At 70.8% G+C, this 14352-nt stretch carries 15 protein-coding genes, 1 tRNA gene and 1 pseudogene; 8 read left to right on the top strand and 9 right to left on the bottom strand.

The annotated features are described in order from the left end of the window. Positions 1-56 precede the first annotated feature (56 nt). On the top strand, positions 57-617 hold the full coding sequence (locus KXR53_RS31015; protein WP_437379480.1) for a DUF1697 domain-containing protein: 561 nt from the start codon (positions 57-59) through the stop codon (positions 615-617). On the opposite strand, the gene KXR53_RS31010 is transcribed toward KXR53_RS31015, so the two are convergent. Continuing rightward, a complete protein-coding gene (locus tag KXR53_RS31010; protein ID WP_437379479.1) occupies positions 589-1635 on the bottom strand; it encodes a class I SAM-dependent methyltransferase in 1047 nt (348 codons plus the stop codon). The two genes, KXR53_RS31015 and KXR53_RS31010, sit on opposite strands and share 29 nt — an antisense overlap. A gap of 167 nt (positions 1636-1802) precedes the next feature. Between KXR53_RS31010 and KXR53_RS31005 the strand changes: the two genes are divergently transcribed. The 4 genes from KXR53_RS31005 to KXR53_RS30990 all read left to right on the top strand — a co-directional run bounded on the left by KXR53_RS31005 (position 1803) and on the right by KXR53_RS30990 (position 4365). Then, positions 1803-2843 carry a GlxA family transcriptional regulator gene (locus tag KXR53_RS31005; protein ID WP_437379478.1) on the top strand — a complete coding sequence of 347 codons (1041 nt, stop codon included), beginning with the start codon at positions 1803-1805 and terminating at the stop codon, positions 2841-2843. 30 nt (positions 2844-2873) lie between these two features. Continuing rightward, a complete protein-coding gene (locus KXR53_RS31000) occupies positions 2874-3299 on the top strand; it encodes a GFA family protein (RefSeq protein ID WP_437379477.1) in 426 nt (141 codons plus the stop codon). A 147-nt stretch (positions 3300-3446) separates the two neighbouring features. Next, positions 3447-3908, top strand: coding sequence for a MarR family winged helix-turn-helix transcriptional regulator (locus tag KXR53_RS30995; RefSeq protein ID WP_437379476.1), 462 nt, complete (start codon positions 3447-3449; stop codon positions 3906-3908). Positions 3909-3960: 52 nt separating this feature from the next. Further along, positions 3961-4365 (top strand): DUF1398 domain-containing protein, encoded by a 405-nt coding sequence (locus tag KXR53_RS30990; RefSeq protein ID WP_437379475.1) that lies wholly within the window; start codon positions 3961-3963, stop codon positions 4363-4365. 183 nt (positions 4366-4548) lie between these two features. Here the strand turns inward: KXR53_RS30990 and KXR53_RS30985 are convergent, their stop codons facing one another. After that, positions 4549-5442 carry an arginase family protein gene (locus KXR53_RS30985; RefSeq protein WP_437379474.1) on the bottom strand — a complete coding sequence of 298 codons (894 nt, stop codon included), beginning with the start codon at positions 5440-5442 and terminating at the stop codon, positions 4549-4551. Positions 5443-5640: 198 nt separating this feature from the next. After that, positions 5641-5717, bottom strand: a tRNA-Arg gene (locus tag KXR53_RS30980). A 107-nt stretch (positions 5718-5824) separates the two neighbouring features. Here KXR53_RS30980 and KXR53_RS30975 point away from each other — a divergent pair. The 3 genes from KXR53_RS30975 (at position 5825) to dapE (ending at position 8479) form a co-directional block, all read left to right on the top strand. Further along, positions 5825-6364 (top strand): DUF4864 domain-containing protein, encoded by a 540-nt coding sequence (locus KXR53_RS30975; protein ID WP_437379473.1) that lies wholly within the window; start codon positions 5825-5827, stop codon positions 6362-6364. Between the two features lie 85 nt (positions 6365-6449). Then, complete coding sequence (gene dapD, locus KXR53_RS30970) at positions 6450-7292, top strand: 2,3,4,5-tetrahydropyridine-2,6-dicarboxylate N-succinyltransferase (RefSeq protein WP_437379472.1); 843 nt, start codon at positions 6450-6452, stop codon at positions 7290-7292. A 17-nt stretch (positions 7293-7309) separates the two neighbouring features. Beyond that, the gene (gene dapE, locus KXR53_RS30965; RefSeq protein ID WP_437379545.1) at positions 7310-8479 is read left to right on the top strand and encodes a succinyl-diaminopimelate desuccinylase; all 1170 of its coding nucleotides are present in this window, start codon (positions 7310-7312) and stop codon (positions 8477-8479) included. 453 nt (positions 8480-8932) lie between these two features. On the opposite strand, the gene truA is transcribed toward dapE, so the two are convergent. The 6 genes and pseudogenes from truA to KXR53_RS30935 all read right to left on the bottom strand — a co-directional run. After that, positions 8933-9796 (bottom strand): tRNA pseudouridine(38-40) synthase TruA, encoded by an 864-nt coding sequence (gene truA / locus KXR53_RS30960; RefSeq protein WP_437379471.1) that lies wholly within the window; start codon positions 9794-9796, stop codon positions 8933-8935. Beyond that, a complete protein-coding gene (locus KXR53_RS30955; RefSeq protein ID WP_437379470.1) occupies positions 9771-11009 on the bottom strand; it encodes a glycerate kinase family protein in 1239 nt (412 codons plus the stop codon). Before KXR53_RS30955 ends, truA begins: the two co-directional genes overlap by 26 nt. Before the next feature lie 19 nt (positions 11010-11028). Next, entirely contained in the window at positions 11029-12483 is a 1455-nt protein-coding gene (locus KXR53_RS30950) for an SLC13 family permease (RefSeq protein ID WP_437379469.1), read from the bottom strand. 62 nt (positions 12484-12545) lie between these two features. Further along, positions 12546-13463 (bottom strand): methionyl-tRNA formyltransferase, encoded by a 918-nt coding sequence (gene fmt / locus KXR53_RS30945; RefSeq protein ID WP_437379468.1) that lies wholly within the window; start codon positions 13461-13463, stop codon positions 12546-12548. A 17-nt stretch (positions 13464-13480) separates the two neighbouring features. After that, a complete protein-coding gene (locus tag KXR53_RS30940) occupies positions 13481-13804 on the bottom strand; it encodes a YbaB/EbfC family nucleoid-associated protein (protein ID WP_437379467.1) in 324 nt (107 codons plus the stop codon). Then, positions 13801-14352, bottom strand: a pseudogene (locus tag KXR53_RS30935) (DNA polymerase III subunit gamma/tau); the annotation flags it as partial. The pseudogene KXR53_RS30935 and the gene KXR53_RS30940, both read right to left, overlap by 4 nt.

Genomic DNA, 14352 nt, shown 5'->3' with positions numbered 1-14352 from the left:
GGCTTAAAGTATTTTCTGACCTGCAGCGGATCGGCTCGGCACCGTATGATCCCGGTATGACCAGCTGGATCGCCCTGCTCCGCGCCGTCAATGTCGGCGGCCATGCGCCGATCGCGATGGCCGGCCTGCGCGCGCTGGCAGCGGAGCTCGGCTTCGCCGAGCCGCGCACGCTGCTGCAGACCGGCAATCTCGCCTTCCAGGGCGACGGCCGCCCAGCCGAGGAGCTGGAGCGGGCGCTGGAGGACGCACTCGCGCAGCGCTTCGGCCTGCGCACCGACGTCTTCGTCCGCAGCGCCGCCGACTGGGCCGCCGTGATCGCACGGAACCCGTTTCCCGACGAGGCGGAGAGCGACCCGAGCCATCTCGTCCTCCTGCCGCTGAAGCAGGCGCCGGACGAAGCCGCCGTCGCCGCGCTGCAGGCCGGCATCGCGGGGCGGGAACAGGTGCGCGCCGACGGCCGGCACGTCTATGTCGCCTATCCGGACGGCATCGGCCGTTCGAAGCTGACCATGGCGGTGATCGAGCGGACGCTCGGCACCCGCGGCACCGGCCGCAACTGGAACACCGTGCTCAAGCTCGCCGACCTGCTCAGGGCCGGGCCTCGAGCACCATGTTGAAGGGCGTCTCGGCCGCGCGGCGGATGCGTGAGAACCCGCCCTCGCGGACGACCTCGGCCAGGCGTCTCTCCCCCGCCTGCGCACCGAGCGCCGCGCCGACCTCCTGGTTCAGGGACGCGGGCACGCAGACGCTGGCCGAGAACGCATAGAAGATGCGCCCGACCCGGTTGAGGTTCTCGGCCAGACTGTCGCCGGCCATCGGCTCGACCAGCATGAGCGTGCCGTCGCTCTTCAGGGTCCTGCGCGCATGCGCCGCCGCGCCGACGGGATCGCCCATGTCGTGGAGCGCGTCGAACAGGGTGACCAGATCGTAGTCATTGCCCTGGTAGTCCTGCGCGCGCGCCACCTCGAAACGCACATTGCCGAGGCCGCCGGCAAGTTCGCGTGCATGGGCGATGGAGGCCTCGTGGAAGTCGATGCCGACGAACTCCGAGTTCGGGAACGCCTGGGCCATGATCAGGGTCGAGGCACCGTGTCCGCAGCCCACATCGGCCACCTTGGCGCCGCGATCGAGCTTGGCGACGACGCCGTCGAGCGCCGGCAGCCACTCCGTCAGCAGATGCGCCTTGTAGCCGGGCCGGAAGAACCGCTCCACCCCGCAGAACAGGCAATTGCAGTGCTCGCCCCAGCCCACGCCCTTGCCGTTCCTGAAGGCCTCCGTGAGCTTCGGCTCGTCGGCGAACACGGCGGCGAGCGAATAGAAGCCGCCCGTCATGTTCACGGTGCTGTCCTCGTCCGCGAACACGGCCGCCTGCTCGGGCGACAGGGTGAAGGTTCCCGCTCCGCCGTCATAGGTGACGAAGCCGGATGCCGCCTGCGCCGAGAGCCATTCGCGCACATAGCGTTCGTGCGTGCCGGTCTTCCCGGCGAGCTCGGCCGGCGTGAGCGCACCGCCGGCGAGCGCGCGAAACAGCCCGAGCTTGTCGCCGATGAGCACGAGCGCGGCATTGGCCGCCGCGCCCATCTCGTTCACCATCGTTCCCAGCAGGGATTCGAGCTTGGCCGTGTCCAGTTGCATGGCGCCGATCCTCTCAACCTTTCGGGCGGCAGCGCTGTTGCCGCCGGTGCCGGGAGGACTTAGCCTCTGGCGCCGCGCCGGCGTGAGAGGCAGAATGGCCGTCACCGGGCCATTTGAGCCACGCTCGTGCCGCGATGTCTTCCAAGCCCATCCATGTGAGCGTGGTCGTGTTTCGCGAATGCGATCCGTCGATCGTCTACGGCGTCTACGACACGCTGTGGGCGGCGGGCTGGCTGTGGGACGCGCTCAAGGGACAACGCGCCGGCGAGCGTCTGTTCGAGCCGCGTCTGGTCACCGCCGAGCCGGGCCCCCTGCAGCTCGTCACCGGCGTCAGCATCCTGCCGCAGGACACGATTGCCGACGTGCCGCGCACCGACATCGTCTTCGTGCCGAACGTCATGGCGGAGCGGATGGAGAGCGTGCGCGCGCTCGACCGCCGGCTGATCGGGTGGATCAGGGACATGCACGCGCAGGGCGCGCAGCTCTACGCCGCCTGCGGCGGCTCGCTGGTGCTGGCGGAGGCCGGCCTGCTCGACGGCGGGGAGGCCACCACGCACTGGAGCTATGTCCCCCTCTTTCGCCGGATGTTCCCGAACGTGACCGTGCGCGAGGAGCGTATCCTCGTGCAGAGCGGCCCCGGCCACAGCCTGGTGTGCTCGGGGGGAGCGTCGTCCTGGCAGGATCTGGCCCTTCTGCTCATCGCCAGGCATGCCGGAACCGAGGAGGCGATCCGCATCTCGAAGCTGTTCCTCTACCAGTGGCACCGCGACGGCCAGCTGCCTTACGCGTCGATGATCGCCAATGTCGACCACCGCGACGCCGTGATCCTGCGCTGCCAGACCTGGCTTGCGCAGAATTACGAGCGCCTCGACATCGTCGCCGAGCTGGTCCGCCAATCGGGCCTGCCGAAGCGCACCTTCGATCGCCGGTTCAGGGCGGCGACCGGCTATTCGCCGCTGGCCTATATCCAGGCCTTGCGCATCGAGGAGGCCAAGCAGCTGCTGGAGACGGGCGCGGCGCCGGTCGAAGCCATTGCCCGCGAGGTCGGGTATGAGGACGCGGCGTCGTTCCGCAGGCTCTTCCGGCGCCTCGCGGGCATGCCGCCGGGCCGCTACCGGCGCAAGTTCAGGGTGCCGGACATCGTCGGGCATGCGCTTCCGAAGCCCGGCTCTCAGCCGCGGATCGTGGAGCCGGAGCCTGCGCCCTGACTCGGTCTCGACGCCATTGAGGAGGGCAGCGTGCTGTCAAAGCCCATCACCGGCCGATGCTTCTGCGGCGCCGTCCGCTTCCGGTTCGACCAGCCGCCCGTCGCCACCCGCGCCTGCTGGTGCCGCGACTGCCAGTACCTGTCCTCCGGCAACGCCTCGATCAACGCGATCTTCCGGACCGAGGGCTTCTCGCTGACGGGCGAGGTCGCCGAATACGTCAGCCGGGCGGACAGCGGCAACATCATGCGCCGCCGCTTCTGCCCGAAATGCGGCACGCCGCTGTTCAGCGAGGCGTCGGACCGGCCCGACATGATGGTGGTCCGGGCGGGCGCCCTGGACGACCCGGAGATCGCCCGCCCCGCCAGCGTGATCTGGACCGCCTCGGCCCCACGCTGGGGCCATGTCGATCCGGACCTGCCGAGCTGTGCGGGACAGCCGGGGCCGGTATCGGGCTGAAGGCCCCCCTACGCCGGTAGTTGCCAGCAGCCCGCCGGCGTCCCGCCAGGCCTCGAACCCGCCACTGCTGGCGGACCATATCGGCCCGACGAAATGGTTGACTAGGAAACGATCATCAGATAGTTTCCTAGTCAACAGGATGGATCGATGTCTCGCAAACAGAAGCCGATCAGCACGCTGGAGAGCCATCTCGGCTACTGGCTCCGCTACGTGTCGAACCAGGTCTCGCACGCCTTCGCCATGAAGGTTCAGGCGCGCGGCGTGACCGTCGCGGAGTGGGTGGTGATGCGCGAGCTTTACGACGTGAGGCTCAGGCCAAGCGCACTCGCCGACCGGCTCGGCATGACCCGTGGCGCCATTTCCAAGCTGGCCGACAGGCTGGTCGCCAAAAGGTTGATCACACGCGAGGCGGCGGAAAGCGACCGCCGTTCGCAGGAGCTGGCGCTGACGCCCGAAGGCCACGCGCTGGTGCCGGAGCTCGCCGCCCTGGCTGACGAAAATGACGAGACGTTCTTTGGACATCTCGATCCGCCGACGCGCGAAACGATCGAAGCGACGATGAAAGAGATCGTCCGACGACGAGGGCTGAAGGCCGTTCCCGTGGACTAGGCCAAACCGCCGCGGCCGGCGACCACCGCCTCAACAACGAAAGGAGAAGCACATGGACGCCCATGTGAAGGAAGTCGTGCGTGAACTGACCAGGGCCTCTGACGAGGAGCGGATCACGTTTCCTGAAGTGGTCAAGGCGCTGATGGCTGCAGGGGTCGAACGCTATCACGCCGACCTCATGGCCGGAACGAAGACGTATTACATACCGGATGGCAGCTTCGAGGTCACGCAAGGTCTTGCCTTCGCCCCTGCGGCCGGGCTGTTCTCGGCCGAGGGCGTCGAGCAGGCGGTGCGCGCCATCCAGCGACAGGAGATCAAGTTCCGCGCCTTCTGCGAACGCATCACCGCCGCGGGCTGCGTCGGCTACTTCGTCAGCCTGGCGGGCCGCCGCGCGGTCTACTATGGCCGCACGATCGATACCCATGTCGAGTGGTTCCCGGGCACACACCGGCCATGAATGACCTGCCCGTGAAGTGGACTGTTCCGTAAAGCCAACCCGTCATTACGAGCCCCGAAGGGGCGTGGCGATCCAGGCGGCACCAGCCCCTGGATCGCCACACCGGCTTCGTCGCGATGACGATTTAGCCAGGAATGCGGTTTCGCTTGACTTGCTGGTGGCCGGATCGTGTGGTTCGCGATGTCATGGCGCCGCCGTTCCGAGGGCTGCGGCCAGCACATCGGCCAACCCGCGGCCGGCGCTGCCGTCCTCGTCGAGGCGCGGATTGTAGATGGCGACCTCGAGGCCGACCGCCTTTCCGCTCGCCAGGATGATGCGGAGCGCAGCCCCGAGCTCGTCCCACGACAGGCCGCCCGGCACGCGAAAATCGACCGCCGGCATGATGGCGTCGTCGAGACAGTCGGCGTCGAGATGGATGAAGAAGCCGTCCAGCTCCGCCCGCATCAGGTGGTCGACCGCGGCGCGGGCGGCGTTTTCCACGCCCATGCTGCGCACATCGTAGAGATCGTGGGCGCGGAGCTCCGGGGGCAAAGGCTGGCTGCCGAATTCGGCTTGGTCTTCGTGATCGCGAAAGGCGAACGCGACGGTGTCCTCGGCCCGGACCAGCGGAGAGCGGCCCTCGAGGTTGGTCAGCAGCGCCGGCCCGTACCCGGTGACGAAGGCCAGGTCCATGGACGCGCCCTCGCCGTTGGGGTCCGCCTCGGGCTGGAAGAAGTCGGCATTGCCGTCGATGAAGAACAGGCCATAGCGGCCGCGCCGCCGCAACGCGAGCATCGAGCCCAACAGGATCGTGCAGTCGCCGCCCAGCACCACCGGAAACTCGTCCGCGTCCAGCACCTCCCCCACGGCGTCGGCGAGCTTGGGCGACCATGCCGCGATCGCCTTGGCGTTCAGGGTCCGGGTTTCGGGGTCGGGCATCGGATCCTTCGGCGGCACGGCCAGCCGCCCGGCGCGGCGCGCCGGGATGCGCTCCGCAAGGCCCAGCTCGAGGAGCCGGTCGGGCAAGCCCTCCACGCCGTTGGTCGCCAGACCCAGCGTGGACGGTGCTTCGAGGATTGCATAGCGGCGGGTCGGCATCGGGAGGCTCCAGCCGTTGTGGGCTGGAACATGCGCGATGTCGGGATGGTTCCTCGCCAGCGAACCGATCGGGAGGTGTGTGCCAGCTCTGCGAGGGCGCCCAACCTCCACGATGAAGGCAGTCGACCGTCAGGGTCGCAACCCGGACAGGACCTTCTGATCGATGAGGATGAAGAAGCAGCTATCTCAGCGAGATAGTGGCGCGCCCGAGAAGATTCGAACTCCTAACCTTCTGATCCGTAGTCAGATGCTCTATCCAATTGAGCTACGGGCGCGTTCTGCGGGGCGTCTCGTCGGCGCCCCGTCGTCAGGCGGGCGGAACCTAGTCGATGCCCGGCCCCGATTGCAAGCCCATTTTCATCGATCCGACACGAAACGAGGCATGCGGCCGCCGCATGGGCCGAGCCCCCTGCCCTGCGCCCGCTTTCCGGCCCGCTTCGGCAGCGCCATCTCATCTCCAGGGATGGTCGTCCGGGAGGGCGTCATGGGGCTGGTCTGCGACGTGGTCGGGCGCGTTCTTGCCCTCTTCCTCCTGATCGCGATGCCCGCATTCGCGCAGGCGCCGGCCGGCGATGCCGACCGCACCGCGATCGTCGGCGTGATCCGGAAGCAGCTCGACGCCTTCCAGGGCGACCGTGCGGCGGAGGCCTTCGGCTACGCCTCGCCCGGCATCCAGCGCATGTTCGGCACGCCTGACAATTTCATGGCCATGGTGCGGCAGGGCTATCAGCCGGTCTACCGGCCGCGCTCGGTCGATTTCCGCGAGCTGGTCACGACCGGCGGCCGGATCGTGCAGAAGGTGCTGTTCGTGGGGCCGGACGGGGTGCCGGTGATCGCCGAATACTTCATGGAGCGGCAGCCCGACGGCAGCTGGCGAATCGACGGCTGCCGACTGGACCGCAGCGGCGACCGGTCGGCATGATGCTCAGGCCGAGGGTGGCGTTGACAAGCCGGACGGGGGCGCCCCATCGTGCGGGCCCGACACCTGAGATTGCCGAATTCCCGCCATGACCGACACCGCGCTGAAGACTGCCATCGAACAGGCCTGGGCCGGCCGAGACAGCCTGACCCCGGCCACCACGGGCCCGGCCCGCGACGCCATCGAGGCGGCGCTGGAAGGCCTCGATTCCGGCCTTCTGCGCGTGGCCGAGAAGATCGACGGGCAGTGGCAGGTCCATCAGTGGCTGAAGATGGCGGTGCTGCTGTCCTTCCGCATCACCGACAGCAAGGTGGTGCCGGGCGGTCCCGACGGCGCGGTCTGGTACGACAAGGTGGCGCCGAAGACGCTGGGCTGGGGCGAGAACCGCTTCCGCGAGGCCGGGTTCCGCAGCGTGCCGGGCGCGGTCGTCCGTCGCTCCGCCTACATCGCGCCGGGCGTGGTGCTGATGCCGAGCTTCGTCAATGTCGGCGCCCGGGTCGAGAGCGGCACCATGGTCGACACCTGGGCCACCGTCGGCTCCTGCGCCCAGATCGGCAAGAACTGCCACCTGTCGGGCGGCGTCGGCATCGGCGGCGTGCTGGAGCCGTTGCAGGCCAACCCCGTGATCATCGAGGATGACTGCTTCATCGGCGCCCGCTCCGAGGTGGTCGAGGGCGTGATCGTTGAGCGCGGCTCGGTGCTGTCGATGGGCGTGTTCCTGAGCGCCACCACCAAGATCGTCGACCGCGAGACCGGAACCGTCACCTACGGCCGGGTGCCGGCCTATTCGGTGGTGGTGCCGGGGTCGATGCCCGGCAAGCCGCTGGCCGACGGCACGCCCGGCCCGTCGCTGGCCTGCGCCGTGATCGTCAAGCGGGTCGACGAGCGCACCCGCGCCAAGACCTCGATCAACGAGCTGCTGCGCGACTGACCCTCTCCATGGCGACCATGACCGCGCCCGACCCGATCGCGCTGACCCAGGCCCTGATCCGCTGCCCCAGCGTCACCCCGGCCGATGCCGGGGCGCTGGCGGTGCTGGAGGCGGCGCTGGCGCCGCTGGGCTTCCGCTGCGAGCGGATGCGGTTCGAGGCGCCGGGCACGGCGCCGATCGACAACCTTTACGCCCGGATCGGCAGCGGCCGGCCGCATCTCTGCTTCGCCGGCCACACCGATGTGGTGCCGCCGGGAGACGAGTCCCGCTGGCGCTTCCCGCCCTTCGAGGGGCGGATCGCCGAGGGAAGGATCTGGGGTCGCGGCGCCTGCGACATGAAGAGCGCGGTCGCCGCCTTCGCCGCCGCGGCCGGGCGCTTCCTGGCCGCGCGCGGGCCGGATTTCGGCGGCTCGATCAGCCTGCTGATCACCGGCGACGAGGAGGCCGATGCGGTCAACGGCACGGTCAAGATGCTGCAGGCCCTGTCGGCGCGCGGCGAGGCGATCGATGCCTGCATCGTCGGCGAGCCGAGCAGCAGCGAGGTGGTCGGCGACACCATGAAGATCGGCCGCCGCGGCAGCCTGACCGGCCGGCTGACCGTGCGCGGCGTGCAGGGCCATGTCGCCTATCCGCACAAGGCCGACAACCCCCTGCCCCGGCTGGTGCGGATGCTGGCGGCGCTGAGCCCGAGGGGCTCGGGGCCGGAGATCGACGAGGGCAGCGCCCATTTCGACCCGTCAACGCTGGCCATCACCACCATCGATGTCGGCAATCCGGCCGCCAATGTGATCCCGGCCGAGGGCCGCGCCACCTTCAACATCCGGTTCAACGACCGGCACACGGCGGAGAGCCTGGGCGCCTGGCTGCGCCAGCGCTTCGATGCGGTCGGCGGCGATTACGCGCTGGAACTGCACAGCGGCGCCGACAGTTTCCTGACCGCGCCGGGCGAGCTGACCGGGCGGGTCGCCGGCGCGGTCGAGCGGGTGACGGGCCGCCAACCGGCCTTCAGCACCTCCGGCGGCACCTCCGACGCCCGCTTCGTCAAGGATTACGCGCCGGTGGTCGAGCTCGGCCTGGTCAACGCCACCATCCACAAGACCGACGAGAACGTCCCGGTCGAGGACATCGAGACGCTGGCCCGGATCTACCAGGCGGTGCTCGAGGACAGCTTACCGGAGAAGGGCTGACGCCATGGCGGTGTCTTCGGCCGACATCATCCGCGGTGTCTGGGGCGCCTGGCGCCTGGCCCGGCGCGATGTCGGCGGCATGGCCATGTTCGACATCTCGCCGGATGGGGCGGCGAAGAGCTTCGTCGCCGGGGCGCTGGCGTTCCCGCTCTACCTGATCGCCCAGTTCCTGTTCCTGGGCGACAGATGGTCCCTGCTGCTGCAGCCGCTGCCGCTGGCCGTGCAGTCGCTCGGCTTCGTCGCCGGCTGGGCGCTGATGCCGGCGGCGCTGACCTGGATCCTGCCCTGGCTCGACCGCGGCCGGCGCCTGCCCGAAGCCATCGTCGCCTATAACTGGGCGGCGCTGCTGATCATGCTGGCCCAGTTCGTGCGCATCATCCTCGACGCCGTCGGCCTGTTCCCCGGGGCGCTTGGCGTCTTCGTCGCCATCGCCGTCGCCGTCGCCTGCTACCTCTACGAGGGATTCGTGCTGCGCACCGCGGTCGACGTCGACGTGCCGATCGCGGCGGGGCTGGTGGTGTTCGACGCGCTGGCCTCCGAGTTGCTGGCCGGCTGGGTCGATCTGGTCGCCAAATCCTCCCTGTAGCGCACCCACAGGAAGCACAGGCCGTCCGGCGGCGCGGTGGCGCCGGCGGCGGAGCGGTCGCGTGCCGCCAGCACCTCGGCGACCCAGCCGGGCGGGCGCTTGCCCTCGCCCACCAGCTTCAGCGTGCCGGTGATGTTGCGGATCTGGTGGTGCAGGAAGGACCGCGCCTCGGCCTCGATCTCGATCGCCTCGCCACGGCGGGTCACGTCGAGCCGGTCGAGCGTCCGCATCGGCGACTTGGCCTGGCATTCGGCGGCGCGGAAGCTGGTGAAGTCGTGATGCCCGACCAAATGCTGCGCCGCCTCGTGCATCGCCGCGGCGTCGAGCGGCCGCGCCACCTGCCAGGCCCGCCCGGCCTCCAGCGCCAGGGGAGCGCGGCGGTTGACGATGCGGTAGCGATAGGCGCGCATGATCGCCCAGGTGCGGGCGTCGAAGGCGTCGTCCACCGGCTCCGCCACCAGAATCGCGACCGGGAGCGGCTTCAGGTGGAAATTGACGGCGTCGCGCACCGTGCCGGGGTCGGTCGGGCGGGCGATGTCGACATGCGCCACCTGCCCCGCCGCATGCACCCCGGCATCGGTGCGGCCGGCGGCGGTGATCCGCACCTCCTCGCCGCAGAAGCGGAAGATCGCCTCCTCGATCGCCTGCTGCACCGACAGGCCATGGGCCTGCCGTTGCCAGCCGACGAAGGGCCGTCCGTCATATTCAATGGTGAGCTTGTACCGCGCCATGCGGCGCACCATAGCGGCCCCGGCGGGAAGCGCCAGTGCCGGTCATCGTGCCGGTCATCGCCAGCACCATGCGCAGCGCCTGCTCCGCCGCGTCGGCGACCAGCCGCGGCGCTTCGGCCAGCGCCTCCGCCAGCGAGCACGGGCGCTTCAGGATGCTGAAATAGGCGTCGATCCCAGCGGCGAGGTTGAGATGGGCGTCCGGCCCGACCGTGCCGGCCAGCGCGATCACCGGCAGGCCGTAGCGCTTGGCCCGGCGGGCGATCTCCGACGGCACTTTGCCGAAGGGGGTCTGGCCGTCGAGGCTGCCCTCCGCGGTCAGCACCAGATCGGCCCGGCGCAGCAGCGCGTCGATGTCGATATAGCGCATGACGATGTCGTAGCGCGGGTGCAGCACGGCGCCGAGCAAAGCGTGCAGCCCGGCGCCGAGCCCGCCCGAGGCGCCGCTGCCCGGCATGCCGCGCAGCTCGATGCCGAGGTCGCGCCGCACCGCCACGGCATAGGTCTCCAGCGCCTGCTCCAGCGCCTCGACCGCCGCTGGGGTCGCGCCCTTCTGCGGCCCGAAGACGCGGCTGACGCCGCGCGGCCCGAGTAGCTGGTTGTGCCAGTTCAGCGCCACGTCGATCCGCACCCGGCCCAGCCGCGGGTCGCGGCCGGCGAGGTCGATCCGCCGCAGCCCCGCGAGGGCGCCGCCACCGGCACCGATCTCGGCCCCGTCGCCGTCCAGGAGCCGGATACCGAGTGCCTGGGCCATGCCCGCGCCGCCGTCATTGATGCCGGAATCGCCGCAGCCGACCAGGATGCGCCGCGCGCCGGCGTCGAGCGCGGCCCGGATCAACTCGCCGACGCCGCGGCTGGTGGTGCGCAGCGGATCGCGCGCGTCCGGCGGCACCAGGCGCAGCCCGGCCGCGGAGGCCATCTCCAGCACCGCGATGCGGCTGCGGCCGCCGAGGAAGCCGAACTGCGCCTCGACCGGCTGTCCCACCGGCCCGGTGACCGTGACCCGGTGCAGGCGGCCGCCAGTCAGGGCCACCAGGGTCTCGGTGAAACCCTCGCCGCCATCGACCATCGGCGCCGACAGGATCTCGGCCTGCGGCAGCGCGGCATGGACGCCGCGGGCCATGCAGTCGATCACCTCGGCCACGCCCAGCCCCTCCTTGAATCCGGACGGGGCCAGCAGGACGCGAATCGGTCGGTTCGATCGAGTGATCATCATGTCGTCCTCGAAGTGCGGGTCAGAGGGGGAAGCGGCCGAAGCCCAGCGCCGGCCAGATGGCCAGGGCGAAGAGCAGCAGCAGCGCGAACAGCATCGGCAGCAGCGCCAGGGAGAGACGGAGAAGATCGGCCGGGCCGTAGCCCTGGCCCTCGCCGGCCAGGCCGAACATCGCCACCGGCTTGGCGCTGGCCATCAGCGTCTGGCAGAAGCCGGTGGCGGCGACGACGAGCAGCCCGGCGCCCGCGGGGTCGAGCCCCAGCCCGGCCGCCCCGGCCAGGACCGGCGGCAGCAGCACCGAGACCCGGGCCGTGCGCGACTGCACCACGAGATGCAGCAGGAGGCCGATCGCCGCGAGCCCGGCGCAGGCCAGCACCGGGGCCATGCCGCCGAGCCTTTCGAGCGCGCCGCCGACCATCCGGCCGCTGACGCCGGACGCGGTCAGCCCGTCGGCGATGGCGATGGTCGCCGCCATGAACAGGATCAGCGGCCATTCCACCGCCTTCAGCCCATCGCGCAGCCCGCCGCCGCCCAGGGCCGGCAGGGTCAGCAGCAACGCCCCGGCCAACGCGATCAGCGTGTCGTCGACGCCGTGCAGCGGCGCGGTGAACCAGCCGAGCACGACCAGGGCCGTGATCGCGCCCGCAGGTGCCGCGGAGCGCTCGGGCGCCGCGGCCATCGCCGCCGGCGCCGCCAGCGGGGTGCGGCGGTCCTCGGGTGTCAGGAACAGCAGCAGGATCGCCTCGATCGCCAGCGCGGTGCTGGCCAGGGCGAAGGGCAGGCCCAGCAGCGCCCAATCGAGGAAGCCGATCGGCCGGTCGGTCCAGCGCCCGATCATCTCCGCCGCCAGCAGATGGGCGCCGGCGCCGGTCAGCGAGGCGAAGGCGGAGAGCAGGATCGCGGTCGGGAACAGGAGAGCCAGGGCGCGCCGCAGGCGGGGATTGGTCGTGGCGCCGGTCAGCGCCGCGTGGACTGGGATCATCAGCGCGGCGCGGCCCGAGGTCGACGGCACGACGAAGGCGGTCGCCAGCATCACGAGGCCGAGGCCGTGGAACAGCGTGCGCGGTGTGCGGGCGCGCGCCGCGACCAGCCGGGCCAGGCGGTCGGCCAGCCCCGCCCGCTTCAGCGCATCCGCCAGAATAAAGGCGGCGATCAGCAGCCAGACGAGATCGTTGCCGAGCGCCGCGAACACCGGATCCGGCGTCGGGAAGACCCAGAGGGCCATGCCGAGTGCCGCGAGCAGCGCCACCAGCGTGTCGTCCAGCCGGGTCAGCCCCCAGCCGATGATGGCGAGGCTGAACAGGATCAGGGCGGCGCGGGCCGGCCGGTCGAGCGACGACGCCAGGCCAAGCTCGACCGCGACCGGCAGCAGGACCGCCAACAGCAGGGCGAGAACCGTCCGCGGCGCGGGTAGGCTCAGGCGGCCTGGCGCGAGGGGCGGCGCGAGGGGCAGCGCGAGGGTCTGTCGGGCAGGCACCGTTGTCTCCGGATCATGTTACGTTTCCGTGACAACGGCGGGCTTGGGATCTTATTCCGCGGCTAGCTCAAGATTGTTCCGGCCGGGATCGGGAAGCCGTTCAGCAGGTCGCGCGCCGGCACCGGCGCTTTGCCCGGGCGCTGCAGCCGAAGGAGCCGGATCGCGCCGCGGCCGCAGGCGACTGTCAGCTTGTCGTCCAGCACCGTGCCGGGCGCGCCGGAGCCTTCGGTCGGCGCGGCGGCAAGGACCTTGATGCGCTCCCCGGCATATTCGAACCAGGCGCCGGGCTTCGGCGTCAGCGCCCGCACCTGGCGGTCGACGGCGGCGGCATCAGCCCAGTCGATGCGGCCGTCCTCCGGCCCGATCTTGGCGGCGTAGGTGACGCCCGCCTCCGGCTGCGGCGTCTCCACCGCCGTGCCCGCGGCCACCGCTTCCAGCGCCGGCACGATCAGCTTGGCGCCGAGCGCGGCGAGGGTGTCGTGCAGCTCCGGCGTCGTCATCTCCGGGCCGATCGGGACGCGCTTCATCAGCAGCATCGGGCCGGTGTCCAGCCCGGCCTCCATGCGCATGATGGTGACGCCGGTCTCGGTGTCGCCTTCCAGGATGGCGCGGTGGATCGGCGCCGCGCCGCGCCAGCGCGGCAGCAGCGAGGCGTGGATGTTGCAGCAGCCGAGCCGCGGCGCATCGAGCACCGGCTGCGGCAGGATCAGCCCATAGGCCGCGACCACCGCGGCGTCGAGGCCCAGCGACGCGAACTCCGCCTGCGCCTCCGGGGTGCGCAGCGTCTTGGGGTGGCGGACCGGCAGGCCGCGCTCCTCCGCCACGCGCTGCACCGGCGAGGGCTGCAGCTTGTAGCCGCGGCCGGCCGGGCGCGGCGGCTGGGTGTAGACGGCCGCGATCTCATGCCCGGCATCGAGCAGCGCGAGCAGCGCGGGCACCGCGAAATCCGGCGTGCCCATATAGGCGAGGCGGAGGGGCATGGGGGAGACGAGACGTCTCAGAACGGCAGCTTCATCCCCGGCGGCAGCTTCAGCCCGCCCATCAGCTTCTGGGTCTCTTCCTGCACCGCGGCCTCGACCTTGCCCTTGGCATCGTTGAAGGCGGCGACGACCAGGTCCTCCAGCACCTCGATCTCGGACGGGTCGGCCAGCTTCGGGTCGATCTTGAGCGAGCGCAGCTCGCCCTTGCCGTTCAGCACCACCGAGACCATGCCGGCGCCGGCCTGGCCCGGAACCTCGATCTCCGCCAGGCGCGACTGCATCTCGGCCATCTTGGCCTGCATCTCTTGCGCCTGCTTCATCATCTGTCCGAGATTCTTCATGCCTCTCGCGGCTCCTCTTCATCGGTGGCTTCGGGGCCGGGCATCGGCTCGGCGCCCGGCGCGGCCGCCTCGTCCTGCCCCAGCGGCCCATCTTGGTCCAAAGGATTACGCAGGTCGCGGATCACCGCGCCCGGGAAGGCGGCCATCACCGCCTTGACCAGCGGATGCTCGGCGGCCTGGGCCAGCGCGTTCTCGCGGTCGGTCCGCGCCTGCTGGCTCAGCGTCGGCGCGCCTTCGGCGCCGGAGACGCTGACCACCCAGCGCTCGCCGGTCCAGTCGCGCAGCGCGGTGCCCAGGCGGTTGGCCAGGTCCGGCGGCGCCGATTCATGCGGCCGGAACTCCAGCCGCCCCGGCTCGAAATGCACGAGATGCACCGCGCTGAACAGCTGGCCGTGCAGCACCACGTCGCGATGGAAGGCGATCTCCACTAGCTCCTGGAAGCTCTTCGGGTCGGCCCGCAGCGCCGGCTTGGCCGCCGGCGCGGCCGCAGTTGCGACGGGGGCTGGCGCCGGGGCGACGGCAGGCGCGGCCGGCGCCGGGTCGGCCGG

This window comes from Inquilinus limosus, assembly GCF_051487185.1.
In the GTDB taxonomy this organism is placed as follows: domain Bacteria; phylum Pseudomonadota; class Alphaproteobacteria; order DSM-16000; family Inquilinaceae; genus Inquilinus; species Inquilinus limosus_F.
This window is presented reverse-complemented; position numbering and strand designations above follow the sequence as displayed.

Bases quoted from the DNA above. Each gene is read 5' to 3' on its own strand.
- KXR53_RS31015 (WP_437379480.1), top strand. From the start codon at position 57: ATGACCAGCTGGATCGCCCTGCTCCGCGCCGTCAATGTCGGCGGCCAT.
- KXR53_RS31010 (WP_437379479.1), bottom strand. From the start codon at position 1,635: ATGCAACTGGACACGGCCAAGCTCGAATCCCTGCTGGGAACGATGGTG.
- KXR53_RS30995 (WP_437379476.1), top strand. From the start codon at position 3,447: ATGTCTCGCAAACAGAAGCCGATCAGCACGCTGGAGAGCCATCTCGGC.
- KXR53_RS30990 (WP_437379475.1), top strand. From the start codon at position 3,961: ATGGACGCCCATGTGAAGGAAGTCGTGCGTGAACTGACCAGGGCCTCT.
- KXR53_RS30985 (WP_437379474.1), bottom strand. From the start codon at position 5,442: ATGCCGACCCGCCGCTATGCAATCCTCGAAGCACCGTCCACGCTGGGT.
- KXR53_RS30975 (WP_437379473.1), top strand. From the start codon at position 5,825: ATGCGGCCGCCGCATGGGCCGAGCCCCCTGCCCTGCGCCCGCTTTCCG.
- dapD (WP_437379472.1), top strand. From the start codon at position 6,450: ATGACCGACACCGCGCTGAAGACTGCCATCGAACAGGCCTGGGCCGGC.
- dapE (WP_437379545.1), top strand. From the start codon at position 7,310: ATGACCGCGCCCGACCCGATCGCGCTGACCCAGGCCCTGATCCGCTGC.
- truA (WP_437379471.1), bottom strand. From the start codon at position 9,796: ATGGCGCGGTACAAGCTCACCATTGAATATGACGGACGGCCCTTCGTC.
- KXR53_RS30955 (WP_437379470.1), bottom strand. From the start codon at position 11,009: ATGATGATCACTCGATCGAACCGACCGATTCGCGTCCTGCTGGCCCCG.
- fmt (WP_437379468.1), bottom strand. From the start codon at position 13,463: ATGCCCCTCCGCCTCGCCTATATGGGCACGCCGGATTTCGCGGTGCCC.
- KXR53_RS30940 (WP_437379467.1), bottom strand. From the start codon at position 13,804: ATGAAGAATCTCGGACAGATGATGAAGCAGGCGCAAGAGATGCAGGCC.